At 53.3% G+C, this 21,303-nt stretch carries 18 protein-coding genes, 1 tRNA gene and 1 other annotated feature (1 of these 20 running past the window's edge); all 19 genes read left to right on the plus strand.

What is annotated here, in order from left to right; all coding sequences use genetic code 11:
• Nucleotides 1-16: a binding site (T-box leader), on the plus strand; it begins 256 nt to the left of the window's first position.
• A gap of 151 nt (nt 17-167) precedes the next feature.
• Nucleotides 168-1,187, plus strand: a complete 1,020-nt coding sequence (gene pheS / locus LA360_RS00915) for a phenylalanine--tRNA ligase subunit alpha (RefSeq protein ID WP_002587676.1) — start codon at nt 168-170, stop codon at nt 1,185-1,187.
• Nucleotides 1,188-1,235: 48 nt separating this feature from the next.
• Nucleotides 1,236-3,668, plus strand: a complete 2,433-nt coding sequence (gene pheT / locus LA360_RS00920; protein ID WP_057571840.1) for a phenylalanine--tRNA ligase subunit beta — start codon at nt 1,236-1,238, stop codon at nt 3,666-3,668.
• Nucleotides 3,669-3,684: 16 nt separating this feature from the next.
• Nucleotides 3,685-3,987, plus strand: a complete 303-nt coding sequence (locus LA360_RS31765) for an EAL domain-containing protein (protein ID WP_225537254.1) — start codon at nt 3,685-3,687, stop codon at nt 3,985-3,987.
• A gap of 92 nt (nt 3,988-4,079) precedes the next feature.
• Nucleotides 4,080-4,163 (plus strand) — tRNA-Leu (locus LA360_RS00930).
• A gap of 214 nt (nt 4,164-4,377) precedes the next feature.
• Nucleotides 4,378-5,115: an ABC transporter ATP-binding protein gene (locus tag LA360_RS00935; protein ID WP_022202733.1), complete on the plus strand. Its 738-nt coding sequence runs from the start codon at nt 4,378-4,380 to the stop codon at nt 5,113-5,115.
• Nucleotides 5,116-5,132: 17 nt separating this feature from the next.
• Nucleotides 5,133-6,053, plus strand: coding sequence for a SufB/SufD family protein (locus tag LA360_RS00940; protein ID WP_022202732.1), 921 nt, complete (start codon nt 5,133-5,135; stop codon nt 6,051-6,053).
• A gap of 117 nt (nt 6,054-6,170) precedes the next feature.
• Nucleotides 6,171-7,466, plus strand: a complete 1,296-nt coding sequence (locus tag LA360_RS00945; protein WP_057571849.1) for a Na+/H+ antiporter NhaC family protein — start codon at nt 6,171-6,173, stop codon at nt 7,464-7,466.
• The gene (locus LA360_RS00950; protein ID WP_022202730.1) at nt 7,463-8,791 is read left to right on the plus strand and encodes a sodium-dependent transporter; all 1,329 of its coding nucleotides are present in this window, start codon (nt 7,463-7,465) and stop codon (nt 8,789-8,791) included. Before LA360_RS00945 ends, LA360_RS00950 begins: the two co-directional genes overlap by 4 nt.
• Nucleotides 8,792-8,824: 33 nt before the next feature.
• Nucleotides 8,825-10,582 carry a S8 family peptidase gene (locus tag LA360_RS00955; RefSeq protein WP_022202729.1) on the plus strand — a complete coding sequence of 586 codons (1,758 nt, stop codon included), beginning with the start codon at nt 8,825-8,827 and terminating at the stop codon, nt 10,580-10,582.
• A 201-nt stretch (nt 10,583-10,783) separates the two neighbouring features.
• Complete coding sequence (locus LA360_RS00960; protein ID WP_002575001.1) at nt 10,784-11,794, plus strand: deoxyguanosinetriphosphate triphosphohydrolase; 1,011 nt, start codon at nt 10,784-10,786, stop codon at nt 11,792-11,794.
• A 56-nt stretch (nt 11,795-11,850) separates the two neighbouring features.
• Nucleotides 11,851-13,677 (plus strand): DNA primase, encoded by a 1,827-nt coding sequence (dnaG, locus tag LA360_RS00965; RefSeq protein ID WP_022202728.1) that lies wholly within the window; start codon nt 11,851-11,853, stop codon nt 13,675-13,677.
• A 30-nt stretch (nt 13,678-13,707) separates the two neighbouring features.
• Nucleotides 13,708-14,832 carry an RNA polymerase sigma factor RpoD gene (rpoD, locus tag LA360_RS00970; protein ID WP_002587686.1) on the plus strand — a complete coding sequence of 375 codons (1,125 nt, stop codon included), beginning with the start codon at nt 13,708-13,710 and terminating at the stop codon, nt 14,830-14,832.
• On the plus strand, nt 14,825-15,610 hold the full coding sequence (locus LA360_RS00975; protein ID WP_089776500.1) for a tRNA (adenine(22)-N(1))-methyltransferase: 786 nt from the start codon (nt 14,825-14,827) through the stop codon (nt 15,608-15,610). The genes rpoD and LA360_RS00975 overlap by 8 nt, the downstream gene beginning before the upstream one ends.
• The gene (locus tag LA360_RS00980; RefSeq protein WP_022201729.1) at nt 15,597-16,406 is read left to right on the plus strand and encodes a Nif3-like dinuclear metal center hexameric protein; all 810 of its coding nucleotides are present in this window, start codon (nt 15,597-15,599) and stop codon (nt 16,404-16,406) included. Before LA360_RS00975 ends, LA360_RS00980 begins: the two co-directional genes overlap by 14 nt.
• 40 nt (nt 16,407-16,446) lie before the next feature.
• Nucleotides 16,447-18,099, plus strand: coding sequence for a nucleoside kinase (locus LA360_RS00985; protein WP_022201728.1), 1,653 nt, complete (start codon nt 16,447-16,449; stop codon nt 18,097-18,099).
• A 22-nt stretch (nt 18,100-18,121) separates the two neighbouring features.
• Nucleotides 18,122-18,352: a hypothetical protein gene (locus LA360_RS00990; protein ID WP_112481856.1), complete on the plus strand. Its 231-nt coding sequence runs from the start codon at nt 18,122-18,124 to the stop codon at nt 18,350-18,352.
• Nucleotides 18,349-19,377: a C4-dicarboxylate TRAP transporter substrate-binding protein gene (locus LA360_RS00995; protein ID WP_002587690.1), complete on the plus strand. Its 1,029-nt coding sequence runs from the start codon at nt 18,349-18,351 to the stop codon at nt 19,375-19,377. The genes LA360_RS00990 and LA360_RS00995 overlap by 4 nt, the downstream gene beginning before the upstream one ends.
• A gap of 26 nt (nt 19,378-19,403) precedes the next feature.
• Nucleotides 19,404-19,895 (plus strand): TRAP transporter small permease, encoded by a 492-nt coding sequence (locus tag LA360_RS01000; RefSeq protein WP_022201727.1) that lies wholly within the window; start codon nt 19,404-19,406, stop codon nt 19,893-19,895.
• Between the two features lie 3 nt (nt 19,896-19,898).
• Nucleotides 19,899-21,188: a TRAP transporter large permease gene (locus tag LA360_RS01005; RefSeq protein ID WP_022201726.1), complete on the plus strand. Its 1,290-nt coding sequence runs from the start codon at nt 19,899-19,901 to the stop codon at nt 21,186-21,188.
• Nucleotides 21,189-21,303: the final 115 nt, after the last annotated feature.

Below are 21,303 nucleotides of genomic sequence, written 5' to 3' on the forward strand. Positions count from 1 at the left end.
CAGTCTCGTCCCTTCAGCAATGAAGAGACGGGGCTTTTTTCTTTCCTGGAACGCGGGTCCCGTGAAACAATAATGCTTTCCGGGGATTGGGGCGTTAAAGAAAGTCTGATGCAGGCGGACCATCCCGGAAGCAGGATTCTATCTTGTTACAAAGAAAAGGAGAAGCCATGAAAGAGCAGTTAGAGAAAATCAAAGAAGAAGCGCTGAGGCAGATTGAATCTTCTGAAGCGCTGGAGAAACTGAATGACATCCGTGTATCTTATCTGGGTAAGAAGGGAGAACTGACGAACCTGTTAAAGAGCATGAAGGATGTTGCCCCGGAGGACCGGCCAAAGGTGGGCCAGATGGTCAATGATGTCAGGGGTCTTATCGAGGGAAGGCTGGAGGAGGCCAGGACTGCCCTGGCCAAGAAGGCCAGAGAGGAGCAGTTAAAAAGGGAGGTCATCGACGTCACCCTTCCGGCCAGGAAGAACAATGTGGGCCACAGCCATCCTAACACCATTGCCCTGGAAGAGGTGGAGCGCATTTTCGTGGGCATGGGATATGAGGTAGTGGAAGGGCCTGAGGTGGAGTACGACAGGTACAACTTTGAGAAGCTGAACATTCCCAAGGGCCATCCGGCCAGGGACGAGCAGGATACCTTCTACATCAATGAAAACATCCTGCTGCGCAGCCAGACGTCGCCTGTACAGGTGCGTACCATGGAGCAGGGCAAGCTTCCCATCCGCATGATTGCGCCGGGCCGCGTGTTCCGTTCCGACGAGGTGGATGCCACCCATTCCCCCTCCTTCCATCAGATTGAGGGCCTTGTGATCGACAAGAACATCACCTTTGCGGACCTAAAGGGAACCCTGGCCGAATTCGCCAGAGAGCTGTTCGGGCCTGAGACAAAGGTAAAGTTCCGTCCCCATCACTTCCCCTTTACGGAACCCAGCGCCGAGGTGGATGTGACCTGTTTCAAATGCGGCGGTTCGGGCTGCCGGTTCTGTAAGGGGTCGGGCTGGATAGAGATTCTGGGATGCGGCATGGTGCACCCCCATGTACTGGAGATGTGCGGTATTGACCCGGATGCGTATTCCGGATTCGCATTTGGCGTGGGACTGGAGCGTATTGCCCTGCTTAAGTATGAAATTGACGACATGCGTCTGCTGTATGAAAACGACATCCGTTTCCTGAAACAGTTCTAAGATCATGCGCCCTGATAAACATTCATAGCATAGAAGGAGAGAGAACACATGAACACAGCATTATCATGGATAAAAGCATATGTCCCTGATTTGGATGTCACGGCCCAGGAATACACGGATGCCATGACGCTCACAGGAACAAAGGTAGAAGGTTATACATGTCTGGATAAGAACCTGGAAAAAATCGTTGTCGGAGAGATTCTTGAGGTTAAGGGCCATCCGGATGCAGATAAACTTGTGGTATGCCAGGTTAACGTGGGAGAGGGAGAGCCGGTGCAGATTGTCACAGGCGCCCCCAATATCACGGAGAAATCCATAGGCGAAAAGGTGCCAGTGGTGCTGGACGGCGGCCGCGTGGCAGGAGGCCATGACGGAGGCGACCTTCCTGAGGAAGGAATCAGGATTAAGCAGGGCAAGTTAAGAGGCGTGGAGTCCTGCGGCATGATGTGTTCCGTGGAGGAACTGGGAGCCAGCAGGGATATGTACCCGGACGCTCCGGAGAGCGGCATTTACATCCTTCCGGGGGACAGCGTGCCCGGCTCCGACGCAGTGGAAATCATGGGTCTGCGGGACGTGGTGTTCGAGTATGAAATCACATCCAACCGCGTTGACTGCTACAGTGTGATTGGCATAGCCAGAGAGGCCGCGGCCACCTTTAGAAAGTCCTTCCACGCACCGGTGGTCACGCCAACGGGCAACGGTGAGGACATCCACGACTACCTGAATGTGCGGGTGGAGAACAGCGAACTGTGTCCCCGTTACTGCGCCAGGATGGTAAAGAATATAAAGCTTGCCCCTTCTCCCCGGTGGATGCAGCGCCGCCTGGCAGCCAGTGGTATCCGCCCCATCAATAATATTGTGGATATCACCAACTATGTCATGGAAGAGTATGGGCAGCCCATGCACGCCTTTGACTATGACCAGCTGGCAGGCCACGAAATCGTGGTGAAATGCGCTAAGGACGGGGATGTGTTCCAGACCCTGGATGGACAGGAGAGAAAGCTGGATTCCACCATCCTCATGATCAATGACGGGGAAAAGGAGGTGGGAATCGCCGGCATCATGGGCGGAGAGAATTCAAAAATCACGGACAATGTACGGACCATGGTATTTGAGTCAGCCTGCTTCAACGGCACCAATATCCGTCTGTCAGCCAAAAAGGCGGGGCTGCGCACGGATGCTTCCGGAAAATACGAGAAGGGGCTGGATCCCAATACGGCGGAGGAAGCAGTAAACCGGGCCTGCCAGCTCATAGAGGAGCTGGGTGCGGGAGAGGTTGTGGGCGGCATCATCGACCTCTATCCTGAGAAGAGAACTAGCAAGCGGATTCCCTTTGACTCTGTCAAAATCAACAGGCTTTTAGGCACGGAAATACCGGAGGAAACCATGCTTTCCTACTTTGAGACCATTGAACTGGGCTATGACCCTGAGACAAAAGAGGTGATTGCGCCTACCTGGCGTCAGGACCTGGAGCGCATGGCTGATTTGGCTGAGGAGGTGGCCAGGTTCTACGGCTACGACAAGATCCCCACCACACTGCCCTCCGGCGAAGCCACCACAGGAAAGCTTTCCTACAAGCTTCAGATAGAGGAGGTAGCCAGGGAGATAGCAGAGTTCTGCGGATTTTCCCAGGGCATGACCTATTCCTTTGAGAGCCCCAGGGTATTTGACAGGATGCTGATTCCTGAGGACAGCGCCCTGAGGAAAACAGTGGAGATATCCAATCCACTGGGAGAGGATTTCAGCGTCATGCGCACCACATCCTTAAACGGTATGCTGACCTCACTGTCCACTAACTACAACCGCCGCAACAAGAATGTGCGCCTGTACGAGCTGGCCAATGTGTACCGTCCCAAGTCCCTGCCTCTGACAGAGCTTCCTGACGAGCGCATGCAGTTTACCCTGGGAATGTACGGGGACGGCGATTTCTTCACCATGAAGGGCGTGGTGGAAGAGTTCTTTGAAAAGGCCGGAATGCATAAAAAGCCTCATTATGACCCCGGTGCAGAGCATCCTTACCTTCATCCCGGAAGAAAGGCCGACATTCTGTATGACGGCACGGTGGTAGGCTTCCTGGGCGAGGTGCACCCGGATGTGGCTGATAACTATAAGATTGGCGACAGGGCTTACATTGCCGTCATTGATATGCCGTCCATTATGGAGTTCACCACCTTTGACCGCAAGTATACCGGTATAGCCAGGTTCCCGGCTGTGACCAGGGATATCAGTATGGTGGTGCCGAAGGATATCCTGGTGGGACAGATTGAGGATGTGATTGAGCAGAGGGGAGGAAAGGTCCTGGAAAGCTACAAGCTCTTTGATGTGTACGAGGGAGCGCAGGTACTGGCAGGCCACAAGTCCGTGGCATATTCCATTACCTTCCGGGCCAAGGACCACACCCTGGAGGAAAAGGAAGTCACGTCTGTGATGAATAAGATACTCAACGGATTAAGCGGGCTGGGTATCGAACTCAGGGCATAAGACGGCTGATAATACCTTGAAACAGAACCGGCGCCCTGCACCACAGCCCTGCCGGGAAGGCGATTTGATTGCCCGCTTCGGCAGCTACCGGGATAATGAAATCATAAACCGTATGGAGTACGCGTTGAAGCACGGGGAATTCAAGGTTTATCTTCAGCCCAAGGTGGGACTGAATGATTTGGGGCTCATCGGTGCAGAGGCACTGGTGCGCCGGCAGCATGAGGACGGAAGAATCATCCCGCCGGGGAGCTTGAGATGCTTTGGAAAATGGGCTGCGAGTCGGGTCAGGGCCACTATTTTTCAAGACCTCTTCCAATGAATGTATTTTTTGAAAAATATTGCCGAAAAATGATTGACAAATCATAAATCATCCTTTATAATAACCTACGTTGCTTGCGAGAGCAGCGTAACGCAGAAGTGGCGGAATTGGCAGACGCGCACGGTTCAGGTCCGTGTGGTAGTAATACCTTGTGGGTTCGACTCCCATCTTCTGCACTGGTTCATGGAACAGGAAGCTGAATGGCTTCCTGTTTTTGCGTTTCCGGTATTTTTTGCAGTCCGGTTGTTTCTGATGCATTTGCAACAGACAAATCCCACCATAAGAGGTAAAGTTTTGATAGTAATTTAGTAGAAAATGGTATATACTGTAAGTTGTGGCTTAAAATAAGCAGTACAGTGTGTGAGAGAAAAGAAGAGAGGAAGGAACATCATGCTTACATTAGAGAATCTCTCCTTTGACGTAAATGATGAAAAGGGAGAAATAGGTATCATCAAAGATATAAGCTTTACAGTGGGCGACGGCAAGTTTGTGGTCATAACAGGCCCTAACGGCGGCGGCAAGTCCACTACGGCTAAACTAATCATGGGAATTGAACGCCCCACAGGAGGACGCGTCCTCTTTGACGGGCAGGATATAACAGATATGAGCATCACGGACAGGGCCAACCTGGGAATCAGCTTTGCGCTCCAGCAGCCTGTCCGCTTTAAGGGTGTGCAGGTAATCGATCTGCTCCGTCTGGCAGCCAGGAAGAAGCTGACGGTGTCGGAAGCCTGTCAATACCTGGCCGAGGTGGGGCTCTGCGCCAAGGACTATATCAACCGTGAGGTCAACGCCAGCCTGTCCGGCGGTGAGCTCAAGAGAATCGAGATTGCCACTGTCATTGCCAGGGCTTCCAAGCTTTCCGTATTTGACGAGCCTGAGGCAGGCATTGATCTGTGGAGTTTCCAGAACCTGATTCAGGTGTTTGAGCGCATGAGACAGAACACCAATGGTTCCATCCTGATTATATCCCATCAGGAACGGATTCTAAATATTGCGGATGAGATTGTGGTGATTGCAGACGGCAAGGTGGTGAACCAGGGCACCAGGGATGAAATCATGCCTCAGATCATGGGAACTGCGTCCGCGGTGGACGCCTGCAGTAAATTTTACGAGACAGCGCAGTGAGGGGAGGAGTGAGCGATATGGCAGACAGCATCCAGGAGAGAATATTAGAGGAAGTGGCCGACCTTCACGGTGTTCCGGCAGGGGCCTATAATATAAGGGCCAACGGCCAGACAGCCGGCCGCAATACCACGGCCAACATAGACATTGTAACAAAGACGGATAAGCCGGGAATCGACATCCGCATCAAACCCGGCACCAGAAACGAAAGCGTACACATCCCCGTGGTGGTCAGCGCCAGCGGTTTAAAGGAGATGGTCTATAACGATTTCTTCATCGGTGAGGACTCGGATGTGGTCATCGTGGCAGGCTGCGGCATTCATAACTGCGGGGACCAGGATTCAGAGCATGACGGAATCCACCGCTTCTTTGTGGGAAAGAATGCAAAGGTCAAATATGTGGAGAAGCATTACGGCGAGGGTGACGGCAACGGCAAGCGCATCCTGAATCCGGGCACGGAAGTCTACATGGAGGAAAACAGCTACATGGAGATGGAGATGGTCCAGATTGAGGGTGTGGATTCCACCAACAGGACCAACTCCGCTGAGCTTGCCGCGGGAGCCAAGCTTATAGTGCGGGAACGCCTTTTGACCCACGGCAGCCAGAATGCAGAGAGTACTTACATCGTGAATCTGAACGGAGAGGATTCCAGCGCGGATGTGGTGTCACGTTCCGTTGCCAAGGATACCTCAAAGCAGACCTTCAATTCCAAAATCGTGGGCAACGCCAAGTGCAGCGGACATACGGAGTGTGACGCCATCATCATGGATGATGCCAAGATTTTTGCCATTCCGGGACTGATTGCCAACAACATTGACGCGGCCCTGATTCACGAGGCAGCCATAGGCAAGATTGCGGGGGAGCAGATTGTGAAGCTTATGACCCTGGGTCTTACAGAGGAAGAGGCGGAAGCCCAGATTGTCAACGGCTTCTTAAAATAGTATATAGAACAATTGAACATGGATAAAGCTGCTGCGGCCCAACAGGCCGCAGCTTGCGTATGTACCGGTGTATATGATACGGGCGGTACGCAGCATATGATACAGGGGGACAAAAACATGGGGGAAGATCGTGAGGGAAGGGCAGCGGCCCTTCTGCCTATTCTGATATTTCTGTTGATTTTCTTGGGCTCCGGGTTCATTACCGGAGACTTTTACAGTATGCCGGCCATTGTGGCCTTTTTGATTGCGCTTCTGGCGGCCCTTGTGCAGAACCGGGAGCTTGGCTTTTCGGAAAAGATAAAGCTGGCCGCACAGGGCGTAGGGGATGAAAATATCATCACCATGTGCCTCATATTCCTGGCAGCAGGCGCCTTTACAGGAGCTGTGAAGGCGGCCGGCGGTGTGGACTCCACAGTTAATCTGGGACTTTCCATCCTGCCCTCCAACGTGGCTGTGGCAGGACTGTTTCTCATTGGGTGCTTCATATCCATATCCATGGGAACCTCGGTGGGCACCATCACAGCCCTGGCTCCCATTGCGGTGGGAATCAGCCAGAAAACCGGATTTTCCATGGCGGTCTGCGCAGGCGCCGTGGTGGGCGGGGCCATGTTCGGAGACAACCTGTCCATGATATCCGACACCACCATAGCAGCGGTAAAGACACAGGGATGTGAGATGAAGGACAAGTTCAGGGAGAATTTTCTCATCGTGCTGCCGGCAGCCATTGTCACGATCCTTTTGTTCCTGGTCCTGGGAAAGGATGCCTCGTTCCAGATACAGGGCAGCCTTGACTACAGCCTGTTACGGGTGATGCCCTATTTGGTGGTGCTGGCAGGCGCCCTGGCAGGAGTGAACGTATTTCTGGTCCTCATGACCGGCACGGTGCTGAGCCTGATAGCCGGAGTGGCTACAGGCGCCTTCGGGGTGGGGGAAATGTTCACCCATGTGGGAGAGGGAATCACGGGAATGTATGATATCACGGTGATATCCGTGATCGTGGCCTGCATCGTGGCCCTGGTAAAGGAGTACGGAGGGATTGCCTTCATTCTTTCCTTCATCAAAAAAAGAATCAACGGGGAAAGGGGAGGAGAGCTGGGAATCGCAGCCCTGGCTCTTCTGGTGGACATGTGTACGGCCAATAATACGGTGGCCATTGTCATGGCTGGCCCCATTGCAAAAGAAATCAGCGCTGACTTCGGCGTGACGCCCAGGCGTTCCGCGTCCCTCCTGGACATGTTCAGCTCCATGGGACAGGGACTGATTCCTTACGGCGCCCAGCTTCTGGCCGCGGCCGGCCTGACAGGCCTGACTCCCTTTGAAATCATTCCCTACTGCTTTTATCCCATCCTCATGGGAGTCAGCGGGCTGATATTCATATTCATTAAAAAAAGACATGGAAAGGTACTGGTATGAAGACTAAGAATCAATGGGCAAGTAAACTTGGATTTATCATGGCAACCGCAGGGGCGGCCATAGGACTGGGAAATCTGTGGAAGTTTCCCTATCTCATGGGACGAAACGGAGGAGCATCCTTCCTGGCGGTATATTTATTCTTTATCTGCATTCTGGGCGTACCGGTGATGATGCTGGAGATGTCACTGGGCAGAAAGACCCGCCACGATCCCGTGCTGGCATACGGGGATATCCACCCCAATGCCAGGATTGCAGGGGTGTTTGGAGTGGCGGCGGCATTTCTGATTCTGTCCTACTACAGTGTCATCGGAGGCTGGATCATCAAGTATATTGTAAGCTATGGAACCACCTTCCACGCTCCGGAGGATTTTGAGGCATTTATCAGCGCGCCGGCGGAGCCTGTGTTCTGGCATTTCCTCTTCCTCTTCATGACAACCGCTGTCTGCTATCACGGCATCAGCGGTATCGAGAATGTCAGCAGAATCATGATGCCCCTGCTGTTTGTGCTGCTGATTGTAATTATTGTGAGAAGCGTGACCCTGCCTGACGCTGTCCTGGGCCTCAAATTCATTTTTATTCCCAGCAGCGCGGCCTTTAACATGAAGGCGGTCAGCGCGGCCCTGGGTCAGGTATTTTATTCCCTGAGCCTCTGTATGGGAATTACCATTACCTACGGAAGCTATCTGGGAGATAAGGAAAATATTCCAAAAAGCTGCGCCAGCGTGGCGGGACTGGACACCATCATTGCATTGATGGCAGGTATAGCCATCTTTCCGGCGGTGTTTTCCTTTGGGCTGGAGCCGGGACAGGGGCCGGGCCTTATATTCGGCACCCTTCCCAAGGTGTTTGCCTCCATTAAAGGAGGGTCGGTCTTTGCAATCCTGTTCTTTGCACTGGTGCTGTTTGCTGCCGTGACCAGCGCCATTGCCCTGCTGGAGGTGGTGGTTTCCTTTGCAGTGGACAGCCTTAAGTGGACAAGGAAAAAGGCTACGGTCATCCTGGGCCTCCTTATTTTCCTGACAGGGGTTCCCAGCGCTCTGTCCTTCGGCACTCTGGGGAATGTGACCATACTCAATTACAGTGTATTCGACTTTGTGGGAATGGTGACGGACAACATCCTCCTTCCCTTTGGCGGCCTGGCCATGTGCTATTTTATCGGCTGGAAATGGGAACCCCAGTATCTGGTGGACGAGGTGGAGAAAAACGGGGTCACCTTCAAGCTTAAGAAGCTGTGGATATTCTGCATTCGTTTTCTCACCCCGATTCTGGTTGCGTCTGTGACCTTGACGGGATTTGCCGGTATTTATTCTATTGTGTGGGGATAGGAATACACATATAGGTAGAGGAGGTGCGCCCATATGGAAAATCAGAAACGGGAAAATCTGCTGAACCTGGCCCTGGATGCCACGGAGGAGGAACGGCTGAAATCAGTGAACCTGAATGTGGGGTATGACCCTGAGGAGAAGACATGGGAGCTCATAGTCAGGTACAATGGCTCACTTGAGGCCCTTCGGAACGAGGGTATCCGGGTGGATGAGCTGGCTGCCGGATACGCGGTCCTGGTGGTGCCGGAGAGCCGGATAGATCAGGTCAGCGCCATGGAGCAAATTGTATACATCGAGAAACCAAAGAGGCTGTTCTTTGCCAGCAACATGGCAAGGGCAGCCTCCTGTCTAAGCACGATTCAGACCAGCAGCGGGTCAGGAACAGGAGGCGTGGGAGCGGGAGCAGGCGTTATAAGCGGCCTGGAATCCGGTCTCACGGGAAGAGGCGTGCTGGTGGCAGTCATTGATTCAGGCATTGATTACTTTCATCCGGATTTCAGGAACCCGGACGGAACCACCCGCATCGGGCTGCTGGCGGACCAGGACAGGGACCGGATTTATACCAGGGAGGAGATCAACGCTGCCCTGGAAACAGGGAGCCGGTCATCTGCCCTGGAGCTGGTGCCTTCCACAGACCCCAGCGGCCACGGGACAGCGGTGGCAGCCATTGCGGCCGGAAACGGCAGGGAGGGAAACGGTGTTTACCGGGGCGTGGCCTATGAGAGCGAGCTCATGGTGGTGAAACTGGGAACGCCCCTGACGGACAGCTTTCCGCGGACCACCCAGTTAATGAAGGCTCTGGACCTGGTGGTCCGGCGGGCCCGGGATATGAACCGGCCCCTGGCTGTGAACATAAGCTTTGGAAATACCTATGGATCCCATGACGGGACCAGTCTGCTGGAGACCTTCATCAACGACATGTCGAACATTGGCAGAAACGTTATCGTGGCCGGCACAGGAAACGAGGGAACCGGGGCAGGACACAGGGCAGGAAGTCTGGTCATGGGACAGGAGGAAAATGCGCAGCTGTCCATCGCGCCCTATGAGACGGGAATGGGAGTGCAGCTGTGGAAGTCCTATGTGGACCAGTTTTCCATCCGCCTGGTCACGCCGTCAGGGGAGGTCATCGGGCCTATCGACAGCCGGCTGGGCCCCCAGACCCTGCGCTACGGGGGAACGCGGATCCTGATTTATTACGGCAAGCCCAGTCCCTTCAGCCGGGCCCAGGAGGTATACTTTGATTTCCTGCCTGTGAGGGATTATCTGGACAGCGGAATCTGGACCTTCCGCCTGACGCCGGAGCGGATTGTGACCGGGCGCTACGATATGTGGCTGCCTTCCAGGGGGATTTTAAACCCGTCCACCCGCTTTTTAAGGCCGGTGCCGGAGACCACCCTGACCATTCCCTCCACTGCTGCCAATGTGATATCCGTGGGGGCTTACGATGATTCTTACCGCGCCTACGCGGATTTTTCCGGCCGCGGTTTCACCCGCCAGACGCAGCAGGTAAAACCGGATCTGGCAGCTCCGGGAGTGGATATTGTCACAGCCAGGCGGGGAGGCGGATACGAGGCAGTGACGGGAACCTCCTTTGCAGCCCCCTTTGTCACGGGCAGCGCGGCCCTGCTGATGCAGTGGGGAATTTTGCAGGGAAACGACCCCTTCCTTTACGGGGAGAAGGTAAAGGCGTATTTTACCAGAGGGGCCAGGCACCTGCCGGGGTATGATGTGTGGCCCAATGAGAGGCTGGGGTATGGGACTCTTTGTGTGAGGGACAGTCTGCCGGTGTAGGGATGTTTATAAGACCAGCTTAGATACCCGGCTTACATGACCTGCGTCACATCCTCTAGGAAATAGTTAGAATTTATGATATAATGTGAGCATTAGGCAGCTGTTTACCGGTCTGATGCTCTTTTGCTTACGCAATATTTGAAATTTTTGTAGTAAAAACAGGAATCCGGCAATATAATAATAGAGATAGGGAGTGGATGGATGAATATCAGGGAGTCACTGGAAGCATTGGAAGAATCGTACATGAGCCCCTATGCGTCCCTTAGCAGCAGGACCAGGGGACGGGACAAGCCGGAGCAGCTGTGCGATATGCGGCCTGAGTACCAGCGGGACAGGGACCGCATCCTGCACTCCAAGGCATTTAGACGGCTGAAGCATAAGACACAGGTGTTTCTGGCTCCCGAAGGGGACCATTACAGGACCAGGCTCACCCACACCCTGGAGGTGTCCCAGATAGCCCGTACCATAGCCAAAACTCTGCGGCTCAATGAGAGCCTGACAGAGGCCATTGCCCTGGGCCATGATCTGGGGCACACGCCCTTCGGCCATTCCGGCGAATACATACTGAATAAGATATGCGAGGACGGCTTCACCCACTATGAGCAGAGTGTCCGTATTGTGGAGGTGCTGGAAAAGGACGGGAGAGGACTGAACCTGACCTGGGAGGTGCGGGACGGCATACGCAACCACAGGACCTCCGGCCATCCGTCCACCCTGGAGGGCGCCATTGTCCGGCTGTCGGATAAGATTGCCTATATTAATCACGACATAGACGACGCCATCCGGGCCAGGATGTTCACGGAGCACGAGCTGCCCAGGGTGTATACCGATGTGCTGGGCCACAGTGTCCGGGAACGTCTCAACAACATGATTCACGACATCATACTGAACAGCATGGACAAACCTGCCATAACCATGTCGGAGGGGATGGAGGAGGCCATGCAGGGTTTGCGCAAATGGATGTTTGACAATGTATACAAGAACGATATACCCAAGGCGGAGGAGGGAAAGGCCCAGAACATGATTACCCAGCTCTATGAGTATTATATGGGACATGTGGATAAGCTGCCGGTGGAGTATGTGCTTCTCATGGTCAACAAGGGGGAGAAGAAGTCCCGGGTGGTGTGCGACTACATTGCCGGTATGAGCGATATCTATGCCATTGACCAGTTTGAGGAATTATTCGTTCCAAAGCGGTGGAACGTGTACTGACAATCCGGCTGTGTTCGGACAGCCGGCATTAAAAGATACAGAAGGGAGATTATTGCATGTACTATCCCGATGAAGTCATAGAAGAAGTGAGAATGAAGAATGACATCGTGGACGTGATTTCAGGATATGTGAAACTGCAGAAAAAGGGGGCTAACTATTTCGGCCTGTGCCCTTTCCACAATGAGAAATCCCCGTCCTTTTCCGTATCGCCGGGAAAGCAGATGTATTACTGCTTTGGCTGCGGGGCAGGGGGAAATGTCATCACCTTTCTGATGGAATATGAAAATTATACCTTCCAGGAGGCGCTTTCGTCCCTGGCAGACAGGGCCGGAGTGAACCTGCCGAAGATGGAGTACGGCCGCGAGGCCAGAGAGCAGGCGGAGCTGAGGGCCAGGCTTCTGGAAGTGAACAAGCTGGCGGCGAATTATTTCTATTACCAGATGAAACAGCCCCAGGGAAAGCCGGCCTATGATTATTTCCACCTTAAGAGGGGACTGGCGGATGAGACCATCGTCCATTTCGGCCTGGGCTATTCCAATAAGACCAGCGATGATCTGTACCGCTACCTGAAGGGAAAGGGTTACGAGGACAGTTTCCTTAAGGATACCGGCCTGGTGACGCTGGAGGAACGGGGCGGAAGGGACAAGTTCTGGAACCGCGTCATGTTTCCCATTATGGATGTGAACAACCGCGTCATTGGATTTGGAGGCCGTGTCATGGGGGATGGGGAACCCAAATACCTGAATTCCCCGGAGACAAAACTCTTTGACAAGAGCCGCAATCTCTACGGCCTGAATTATGCCAGGCTTTCCAGGGAAGGATATCTACTGATTTGTGAAGGGTACCTGGACGTCATATCCCTGCACCAGGCAGGGTTTACCAACGCGGTGGCATCCCTGGGCACTGCCTTTACCAGCCAGCACGCCAATGTGCTGAAACGGTACACGGACCAGGTAATCCTTACCTATGACAGCGACGGAGCCGGGGTGAAGGCGGCGTTGAGGGCCATTCCTATTTTAAAGGAAGTGGGGATGTCCATTAAGGTACTGAACATGAAACCCTATAAGGACCCGGACGAGTTCATCAAGAACATGGGGGCAGAGGCATTCCGCCAGCGGATTAAGGAGGCCAAAAACAGCTTTCTCTTTGAGGTGGATGTACTGCGGCGGGGGTATGAGATGGATGATCCGGAGCAGAAGACCAGGTTCTACCAGGAGACAGCGAGAAAGCTTCTCCAGTTTGGCGAGGCCCTGGAGCGGGAAAATTATCTCCAGGCAGTGGCCAGGGAGCAGATGATTCCGGCGGACGAGCTGAGAGGTCTGGTCAACCGTATGGGCATGTCCATGGGGCTTAAGGCAGGTGAAAGCCTGAGCCATTCCGGCCGGGTGGTTCCCCAGGAGGCAGAGGAGGAGGTATTCCCCAGAAGCGGATCTGGCGGCAGCCGCAAACCCAGGCGGCCGGATAAGGAGGATGGAATCCGCCGTTCCCAGAGACTGCTTCTTACCTGGCTTATAGAGACCCCGGCCCTGTTTGAGAAGATAGAGGGCGTCATAACGGCAGATGATTTTGTGGAGGATTTGTACCATCAGGTGGCACAGTTGGTATTTGACGGACACAGGGAGGGAAATTTAAACCCCGCGGCCATACTCAGCCGGTTCATTAACGATGAGGACCAGTACAAGGAGGTGGCGGCCCTGTTTAACGCCAGTTTAAAGGAATCCCTGAACAATGAAGAACAAAAGAAGGCATTTTCGGAGACTGTGATGAAGGTCAGAAAGAACAGCCTGGATGTGGCCAGCCGCAATGCAAAGGATATAACCCAGTTACAGGAGATTATCAGGCAGCAGGCAGCCTTAAAGCAGCTGCACATCTCCCTGGATTGACAGCATTTCATAGGAAGGATGGACCAAATTATGGAAGGGACGGACGTGTTTGAGGAGAAACTGGCAGGACTTCTGGAGGAAGCCAAGAAAAAGAAAAATGTATTGGAATACCAGGAGGTCATGAATTATTTTGGTCAGGAGCCCCCTGCCGCCAACCAGTTGGACAGGCTGTTTGAGTTCCTGGACCAGAATAAGGTGGACGTCATCCGCATGGGGACAGAGGATGAGCTGGACCCGGACCTTTTTATCGAGGAGGAAATGGAACTGGATGAAGAGGAAGAAATAGATATGGAGCACCTGGACCTGTCGGTTCCCGAGGGCGTCAGCCTGGAGGATCCTGTGCGCATGTATCTGAAGGAGATTGGGAAGATTCCTCTCCTGGGCATGGAGGATGAGGTGGAGCTGGCCAAGAAGATGGAGCTCGGCGACCCGGAAGCCAGGAAACGCCTGGCAGAGTCCAACCTGCGCCTGGTGGTCAGCATTGCAAAGCGGTATGTGGGCAGGGGAATGCAGTTTTTAGACCTGATTCAGGAAGGAAACCTGGGGCTTATCAAGGCAGTGGAGAAATTTGATTATACCAAGGGGTATAAGTTCAGCACCTATGCCACATGGTGGATCCGCCAGGCCATTACCAGGGCTATTGCGGACCAGGCCAGAACCATACGGATTCCGGTTCATATGGTGGAAACCATCAACCGCCTGGTGCGCACCTCCCGCCAGCTTCTGCAGGAGCTGGGAAGGGAGCCCACCACAGAGGAGATTGCGGCCAGGCTGGACCTGCCGGTGGAGCGGGTATCTGAAATCATGAAGATGTCCCAGGAGCCGGTGTCCTTAGAGACGCCCATCGGCGAGGAGGAGGACAGCCACCTGGGAGACTTTATACAGGATGACAATGTGCTGGTGCCTCAGGACGCGGCAGCCTTCACCCTTCTCCATGAACAGCTGATGGAAGTTCTGCTGACACTGACAGAGCGGGAACAGAAGGTGCTGCGCCTTCGGTTCGGCCTGGACGACGGACGTCCCAGGACCCTGGAGGAAGTGGGAAAGCAGTTTAATGTGACGAGGGAGAGGATACGCCAGATTGAGGCAAAGGCCCTGCGCAAGCTGCGCCATCCCAGCAGAAGTAAAAAGTTAAAGGATTATCTGGATGAATAGTGACAAGTTAGAGACAAGAGATAAAAGAGAACAGGCGGGAACCGTAAAGCTGTCGGCCCGTCTTTTGACCGTAGCCGGGTTTGTGAGACAGGGAAGCCGCATTGCCGATGTGGGTACGGACCACGGCTATATACCTGTGTACCTGGCTCAGACAGGACGGATTTCCTCTGCCCTGGCCATGGACGTAAGATACGGTCCCCTGGAGAGGGCCCAGGCCCATGTAAGGGAATACCAGGCGTGGGAGAGGGCCCGCAGACAGGATTTTCCGGCGGTTCCCATCAAGACAAGGCTCAGCGACGGCCTGAAGGAGCTTAAGCCCGGCGAGGCCGACACGGTCATCATAGCAGGCATGGGCGGGGAGCTGATCATAAAAATCCTGGACGAGGGCCGTCATGTGTGGGACAGCGTAAAACAGTATATCCTTTCGCCCCAGTCGGATTTGGATAAGGTAAGGCGTTATCTGGCCGGACATGGTTTTGCCATTGAGGACGAAGCCATGGTAAAGGACGAGGGAAAGTATTATACGGTGATGAGCGTGAAAAGGGGCTTTATGGAATATGAAAGCCAGGCCCATTATCTCTACGGAAGGCTCCTGATTGGTAAGAAGGACATTACCTTAAGGGAATATCTGGACAGGGAGACGCTCAGAATAGAGAAAATCCTGGAATCCCTTCAGGAAAAAGAGGGGATTACCGACACAGAGACCAGGGCGGAGGCCAGAATAAGCAGGCAGAAGGAACTGTCCTGGATTAAGGAGGCACAAGATGAAATGCAGTGAAATCATGGAAGTATGCAGGAAACTGGCGCCGGAAGACTGCGCCTGTGACTGGGATAATCCCGGCCTTCTGGCAGGCAGAAGCGATAAGGAAGTAAGAAAGATATACATTGCCCTGGATGCCACGGACAAGGTGGTGGAGGCTGCTGCGGCTTCAGGGGCGGATATGCTTTTGACCCATCATCCCCTGATATTCAAGGCCATCAAGAAGGTAAATGACCAGAACTTTATCACCAGAAGGCTGGTGAAGCTGATACAGGAAGATATTTCCTATTATGCCATGCATACCAACTTTGATGCCGCTCCCGGCTGTATGGCTGATTTGGCCGCAAAACGGCTGGGCCTGTCTGACTGCGTTCCTCTGGAGGCGCTGGGGGAGATGGATGGCCCGGAGGGCGCTGTTTCCTACGGCATCGGCAAGAGCGGAGTCTTAAAGGAGGAAGTGACCGTAAGGGAGCTGGCGGCCCATGTAAAGGATGTGTTCGGCCTTCCCTTTGCCCTTGTATACGGGGATGAGCTTATGGAACAGAAGGTTTCACGTATATCCGTATGCCCCGGTGCGGGGGGAAGCGAAATTGAGGGGGCGCTGGCCTGGGGAGCCCAGGTCCTTGTGACAGGGGACATCAGCCACCATCAGGGGATAGACGCGGCGGCCAGGAACATGGCCATTATCGACGGAGGCCACTATGGGCTGGAGCGTATTTTTATCCCGTATATGGCTGAGTTTCTCAGGAAGAATCTGGGAAGCCGGGTTGAACTGGAGCAGGCGCCGCCTCAGTGGCCCGCCGTGATTGTGTGACAGGAGAACCGGATTCTTGAAAATGAGGGAGGTAAGTGGAATGGCACAGGTTAAGATACACGGCATCACAAAGGAATACCCGGAGGGGACCACGTGGATGGAGGTAGTCCGGGAGCACCAGAAGGGGTATGAATATGACATCCTGCTGGTACGGGTAAACGGAAAGCTCCAGGAGCTGCATAAACAGGTAAAGGACTGCGAGCTGTCCTTTGTCACCGCAAAGGATAAGCCGGGAATGTCCGCCTACCAGAGAAGCGCGTCTCTTATGATGCTGAAGGCATTCTACAGCGTGGCGGGACCTGGCAATGTGGAAAAGCTGATGATTGATTTTTCCATCGGACGGGGATTCTTTGTGGAAGCCAGGGGGAATTTTGTCCTGGACCAGGAATTCCTGGACGCGGTAAAGGCTAAGATGAGGGAGTACGTGGAGCGGAAGATTCCCATTATGAAGCGCAGCGTGTCCACGGACGATGCCATCGAGCTCTTTGAGAAGCTGGGGATGTATGACAAGGCCAGGCTGTTCCGGTACCGCATGGTATCCAGGGTCAATATCTACAGCATTGACGGGTTTGAGGACTACTATTACGGGTACATGGTGCAGAATACAGGCTACATCAAGCATTTTGACCTGATTCCTTACCACTACGGGTTTGTGATGGTGATGCCTGACAGGAATACGCCGGACATCCTTCACAAGTTCGCGCCCAGCGATAAGCTGTTCGCCACCCTGTCTGAATCCACGGAGTGGGGCAGGCGGATGGATCTGGAGACAGTAGGCGCCCTGAATGACAGGATTGCAAAGGGGGACATGTCCCACCTGATTTTGATACAGGAAGCCCTTCAGGAGAAGAAGATTGCAGAGATTGCAGCGCAGATAGCAGCCAGGAAGAACGCCCGCTTTGTCATGATTGCGGGACCGTCCTCATCCGGCAAGACCACATTTTCCCATCGTCTGTCAGTCCAGCTGGAGGCCATCGGCTTAAAGCCCCATCCCATTGCGGTGGACAATTATTTTGTGAACCGTGTGGACAGCCCCAGGGATGAACACGGCAATTACAACTATGAGATTCTGGAATGTCTGGATGTGGAGCTGTTTAACCGGGATATGACCGGCCTTTTGGAGGGAAAGCGGGTGGAGCTTCCCTACTATAACTTTAAAAAGGGGGTCAGGGAGTATAAGGGGAATTTCCTTCAGCTGGGGGAGGGAGACATACTGGTCATAGAGGGAATCCATTGCCTGAACGACAGGCTTTCCTACACCCTTCCGGCAGACAGCAAATTTAAAATTTACATCAGCGCCCTGACACAGCTCAACATCGATGAGCATAACCGCATTCCCACCACGGACGGGCGGCTTCTGAGAAGAATGGTGCGGGATGCCAGGACAAGAGGCTCCTCGGCCCGGGAGACTATCCGCATGTGGCCTTCTGTGCGCAGGGGCGAGGAGGAGAACATCTTCCCCTTCCAGGAGGAGGCGGACGCCATGTTCAATTCCGCCCTTGTCTATGAGCTGGCCGTGCTGAAGCAGTACGCCCAGCCTCTGCTCTTCGCCATTCCAAGGGACAGCGAGGAGTGGCTGGAGGCTAAGCGGCTCCTTAAGTTCCTGGATTATTTTATCGGCGTCAGCAGCGAGGATATTCCCAAGAATTCCATTCTCAGGGAGTTCATCGGCGGGAGCTGCCTGAACGTGTGATGCCCGCAGAGAGGGCACAGAGATGAGACAGACCGTTTCCTTACAATCACGGTACAGGAAACGGTCTTTTTTTGCGTATTTTGATTCGTCTATTTTATTTTTATTCTGCGGGGGAAAAATTTTAAAAGAAAAAGGAATGAGAGTGAATGTACAAAACACCTGCCCCAACGATATAATAAGGGTATTAAAGACGAGGAAACATGAATCCGGTGGCTGTGCCACGGGAATAAAAATTCAGGAGGGGAAGAAATGAAGAAGATACTGGCATTACTGGTAAGCTGCACACTGGCCGTATCCCTGGCAGGCTGCGGCAGCCAGAGGGACAGCGGTCAGACAGCAGAGAACAGCGGCAAGAAAGTCCGTATCATGATTGGCTATGAGAACAATCCGGGGGAACCCATTGACCTGGCCTGCCGTGAGTGGAAGAGACTGGTGGAGGAACGGAGCGGGGGGACCATGAGAGTGGAACTGTATCCTTCCAGCCAGCTGGGAAGCAAGGACAATATCATTGACCAGGCTGTGAACGGGGACTGCGTGGTCACTCTGGCCAACGGTCCGTTTTTCCAGGACAGGGGAATCCAGGACTTTGGCGTTCTCTTTGCCCCATATCTGTTTGAGGGATGGGAGGACCTGGACAAGGTGGTGAATAGTGACTGGTTTGACGGCAAGGCAGAGGAACTGGAACAGAATGTGGGATTGAAGATATTGACCACATGGAGATACGGAATCCGCCATACCATCACAAAAAAACCGGTGAATGCGGTCAGTGATTTAAAGGGCAGGAAAATCCGCGTTCCGAATCAGACCATACTGATCAAAGTGTTTGAGTCCCTGGGAGCAACGCCCACGCCTATGGCTATGAGCGATATCTACACGGCGCTGCAGCAGGGAACCATAGACGGGGCCGAGAACCCTCTTCCGGTCATTTTAAACGGCGCATACCAGGAGGTGGCCAAAAATCTGGTGCTGGATGCCCATACATATGATATGACCTGCTGGATTATGGGAGCGGATTACTTCCATACACTGACAGAGCAGCAGCAGAATATTCTGATGGAGTGCGGAGACCAGGCCGGTGTATTCAACAGCCAGCAGCTGGAAAAGGCGGATGAGGAAGCGCTGGAGGCTTTAAAGGAAGCGGGCGTAACAGTAAGTGAATTGACGCCGGAGGATTTCAAGGCAGCAGGCCAGGCATTTTATGAGGACCCGCAAATTAAGGCCATGTGGTCCGAGGGATTGATTGAAGAGATGAAGGCCATCATCGGCAGGCAGGATTAAGTGTACCGGGAAAGGGGTAAATATTTATGAAATCAGATAACAAGATTGGGAATCTGCTCCGCAACGCGGACGTGCTGGCAGCCTGTGGGGCCCTGATACTTCTGGTAGGAGTTACGTTCTTTGGGGTCATCATGCGCTATTGTCTGGGAGATCCATTTGTATGGCAGGAGGAAGTGCAGCTGGCTCTTATTATTTGGGTGGTATTTCTGGGAGGCAGGTATGCATTTGTATGCGGGAACCATGCGGCTATTGATGTGATTGTTGAAATGTTTCCGGAAACGCTTCAGAAATTACTGAGCGTGCTTATTGCGGCGGCGGCAGTCATCATCCTCTGCTATGTAGGCTATCAGGGAGTCCGGTATATCATGCAGATGGTCCGCTATGACCGTGTGACAAACATCCTTAAGATACCCTACAGCCTTATCTACGCGCCGCTGCCCATAGGATGTCTGACCATGGCGGTGCAGGTATGTCTGAATACATACAGGGATTTAACAGGAAAAGGGGAGGAAATGTAAATAATGGAGACAAGTATTATTTTAATATCGACTGTAGTGCTGCTGGTGCTGCTGTTCCTGAAGGTTCCGGTGTTCATCTCCATTCTTTCCGGTTCCATGGCATATTTTTTCCTGACAGGGGGTCCTTTCACAAAGATATTGGGCCAGAGAGTTCTGGCAGGCGTAGAGAGCATTCCGCTTCTGGCTATTCCGTTTTTTATCTGTGCAGGCGTGTTTATGAATTATTCCGGCGTAACCAAGCGTGTCATGGGCTTCTGCAATGTGATGACCGGGCGTATGACCGGAGGACTGGCCCAGGTAAATGTACTTTTGTCCACGCTGATGGGCGGTCTGTCGGGAAGCAATCTGGCAGACGCTGCCATGGAGGCGAAGATGCTGGTGCCGGAGATGGAGCGCCACGGCTATTCCAAGCAGTTCTCTACTGTGGTGACAGCTATGTCATCCATGATTACACCCTTGATACCTCCGGGGATTGCCATGATTCTCTATGGTTCCATTGCCAATATTTCAATCGGTAAGCTGTTCATAGCAGGTATCGGTCCGGGCCTGCTCCTGTGTGTTGCCATGATGATACTGGTGCACTTTATCTCCAAAAAAAGAGGATATATGCCCATGCGCACAGATCGTCTGACCATGAAACAGGCAGCTCCTGAGATTGCCAGCGCTATCCTTCCTCTGTGCCTTCCCGTCATCATCATCGGCGGTATCCGTTTGGGAATTTTTACTCCGACGGAGGCAGGGGCGGTGGCCATTGTCTATTCCCTGGTGCTGGGCGTTGTGTACAAGGAGCTGAAGCTTAAGGACATCGGCACAGGCCTTAAGGAGACCGTGGCTACCACGGCGTCTATTATGCTGATTGTGGGCGGCGCTTCTGCCTTTGCCTGGATTCTGACCAGGGAGCAGATTCCCCAGCAGTTTACGGCGCTGGTGCTGGGAACCATCCACAATAAATACCTGTTCCTCTTTGTCATCATCCTGTTTCTCATCGTGGTGGGCATGTTTATTGAGGGAAATGCGGCCCTTATCGTGCTGGTTCCCCTTTTGGCCCCGGTGGCCGAGGCATACGGCATCGACCCCATCCATTTTGCTATGGTCTATATATTCACAATGGCCTGCGGCGGCGTGACGCCTCCCATGGGAGCGCTGATATTTGTCACCTGCGGCATTACCAAGTGTAAAATAAAGGAGTTCATCAAGGAATCCATTCCGTTCTATGTCATGCTGTTTATCTGCATGATGCTGATGGCCTATGTGCCGGTGTTCTCCACAGGACTGGTAAACCTGTTCTATTAAAATAAGAGAATATGGGCAAGGAAGGCTGCCGAAGGGTTTATTCCCCGGCAGCCTTGGGTTTTTCCCGCTTATATTATCTTTTCTGTCTATTGGCGCGCTTTTCTGGTATAATTGG

Source organism: Enterocloster clostridioformis (assembly GCF_020297485.1).
GTDB lineage: Bacteria > Bacillota > Clostridia > Lachnospirales > Lachnospiraceae > Enterocloster > Enterocloster clostridioformis.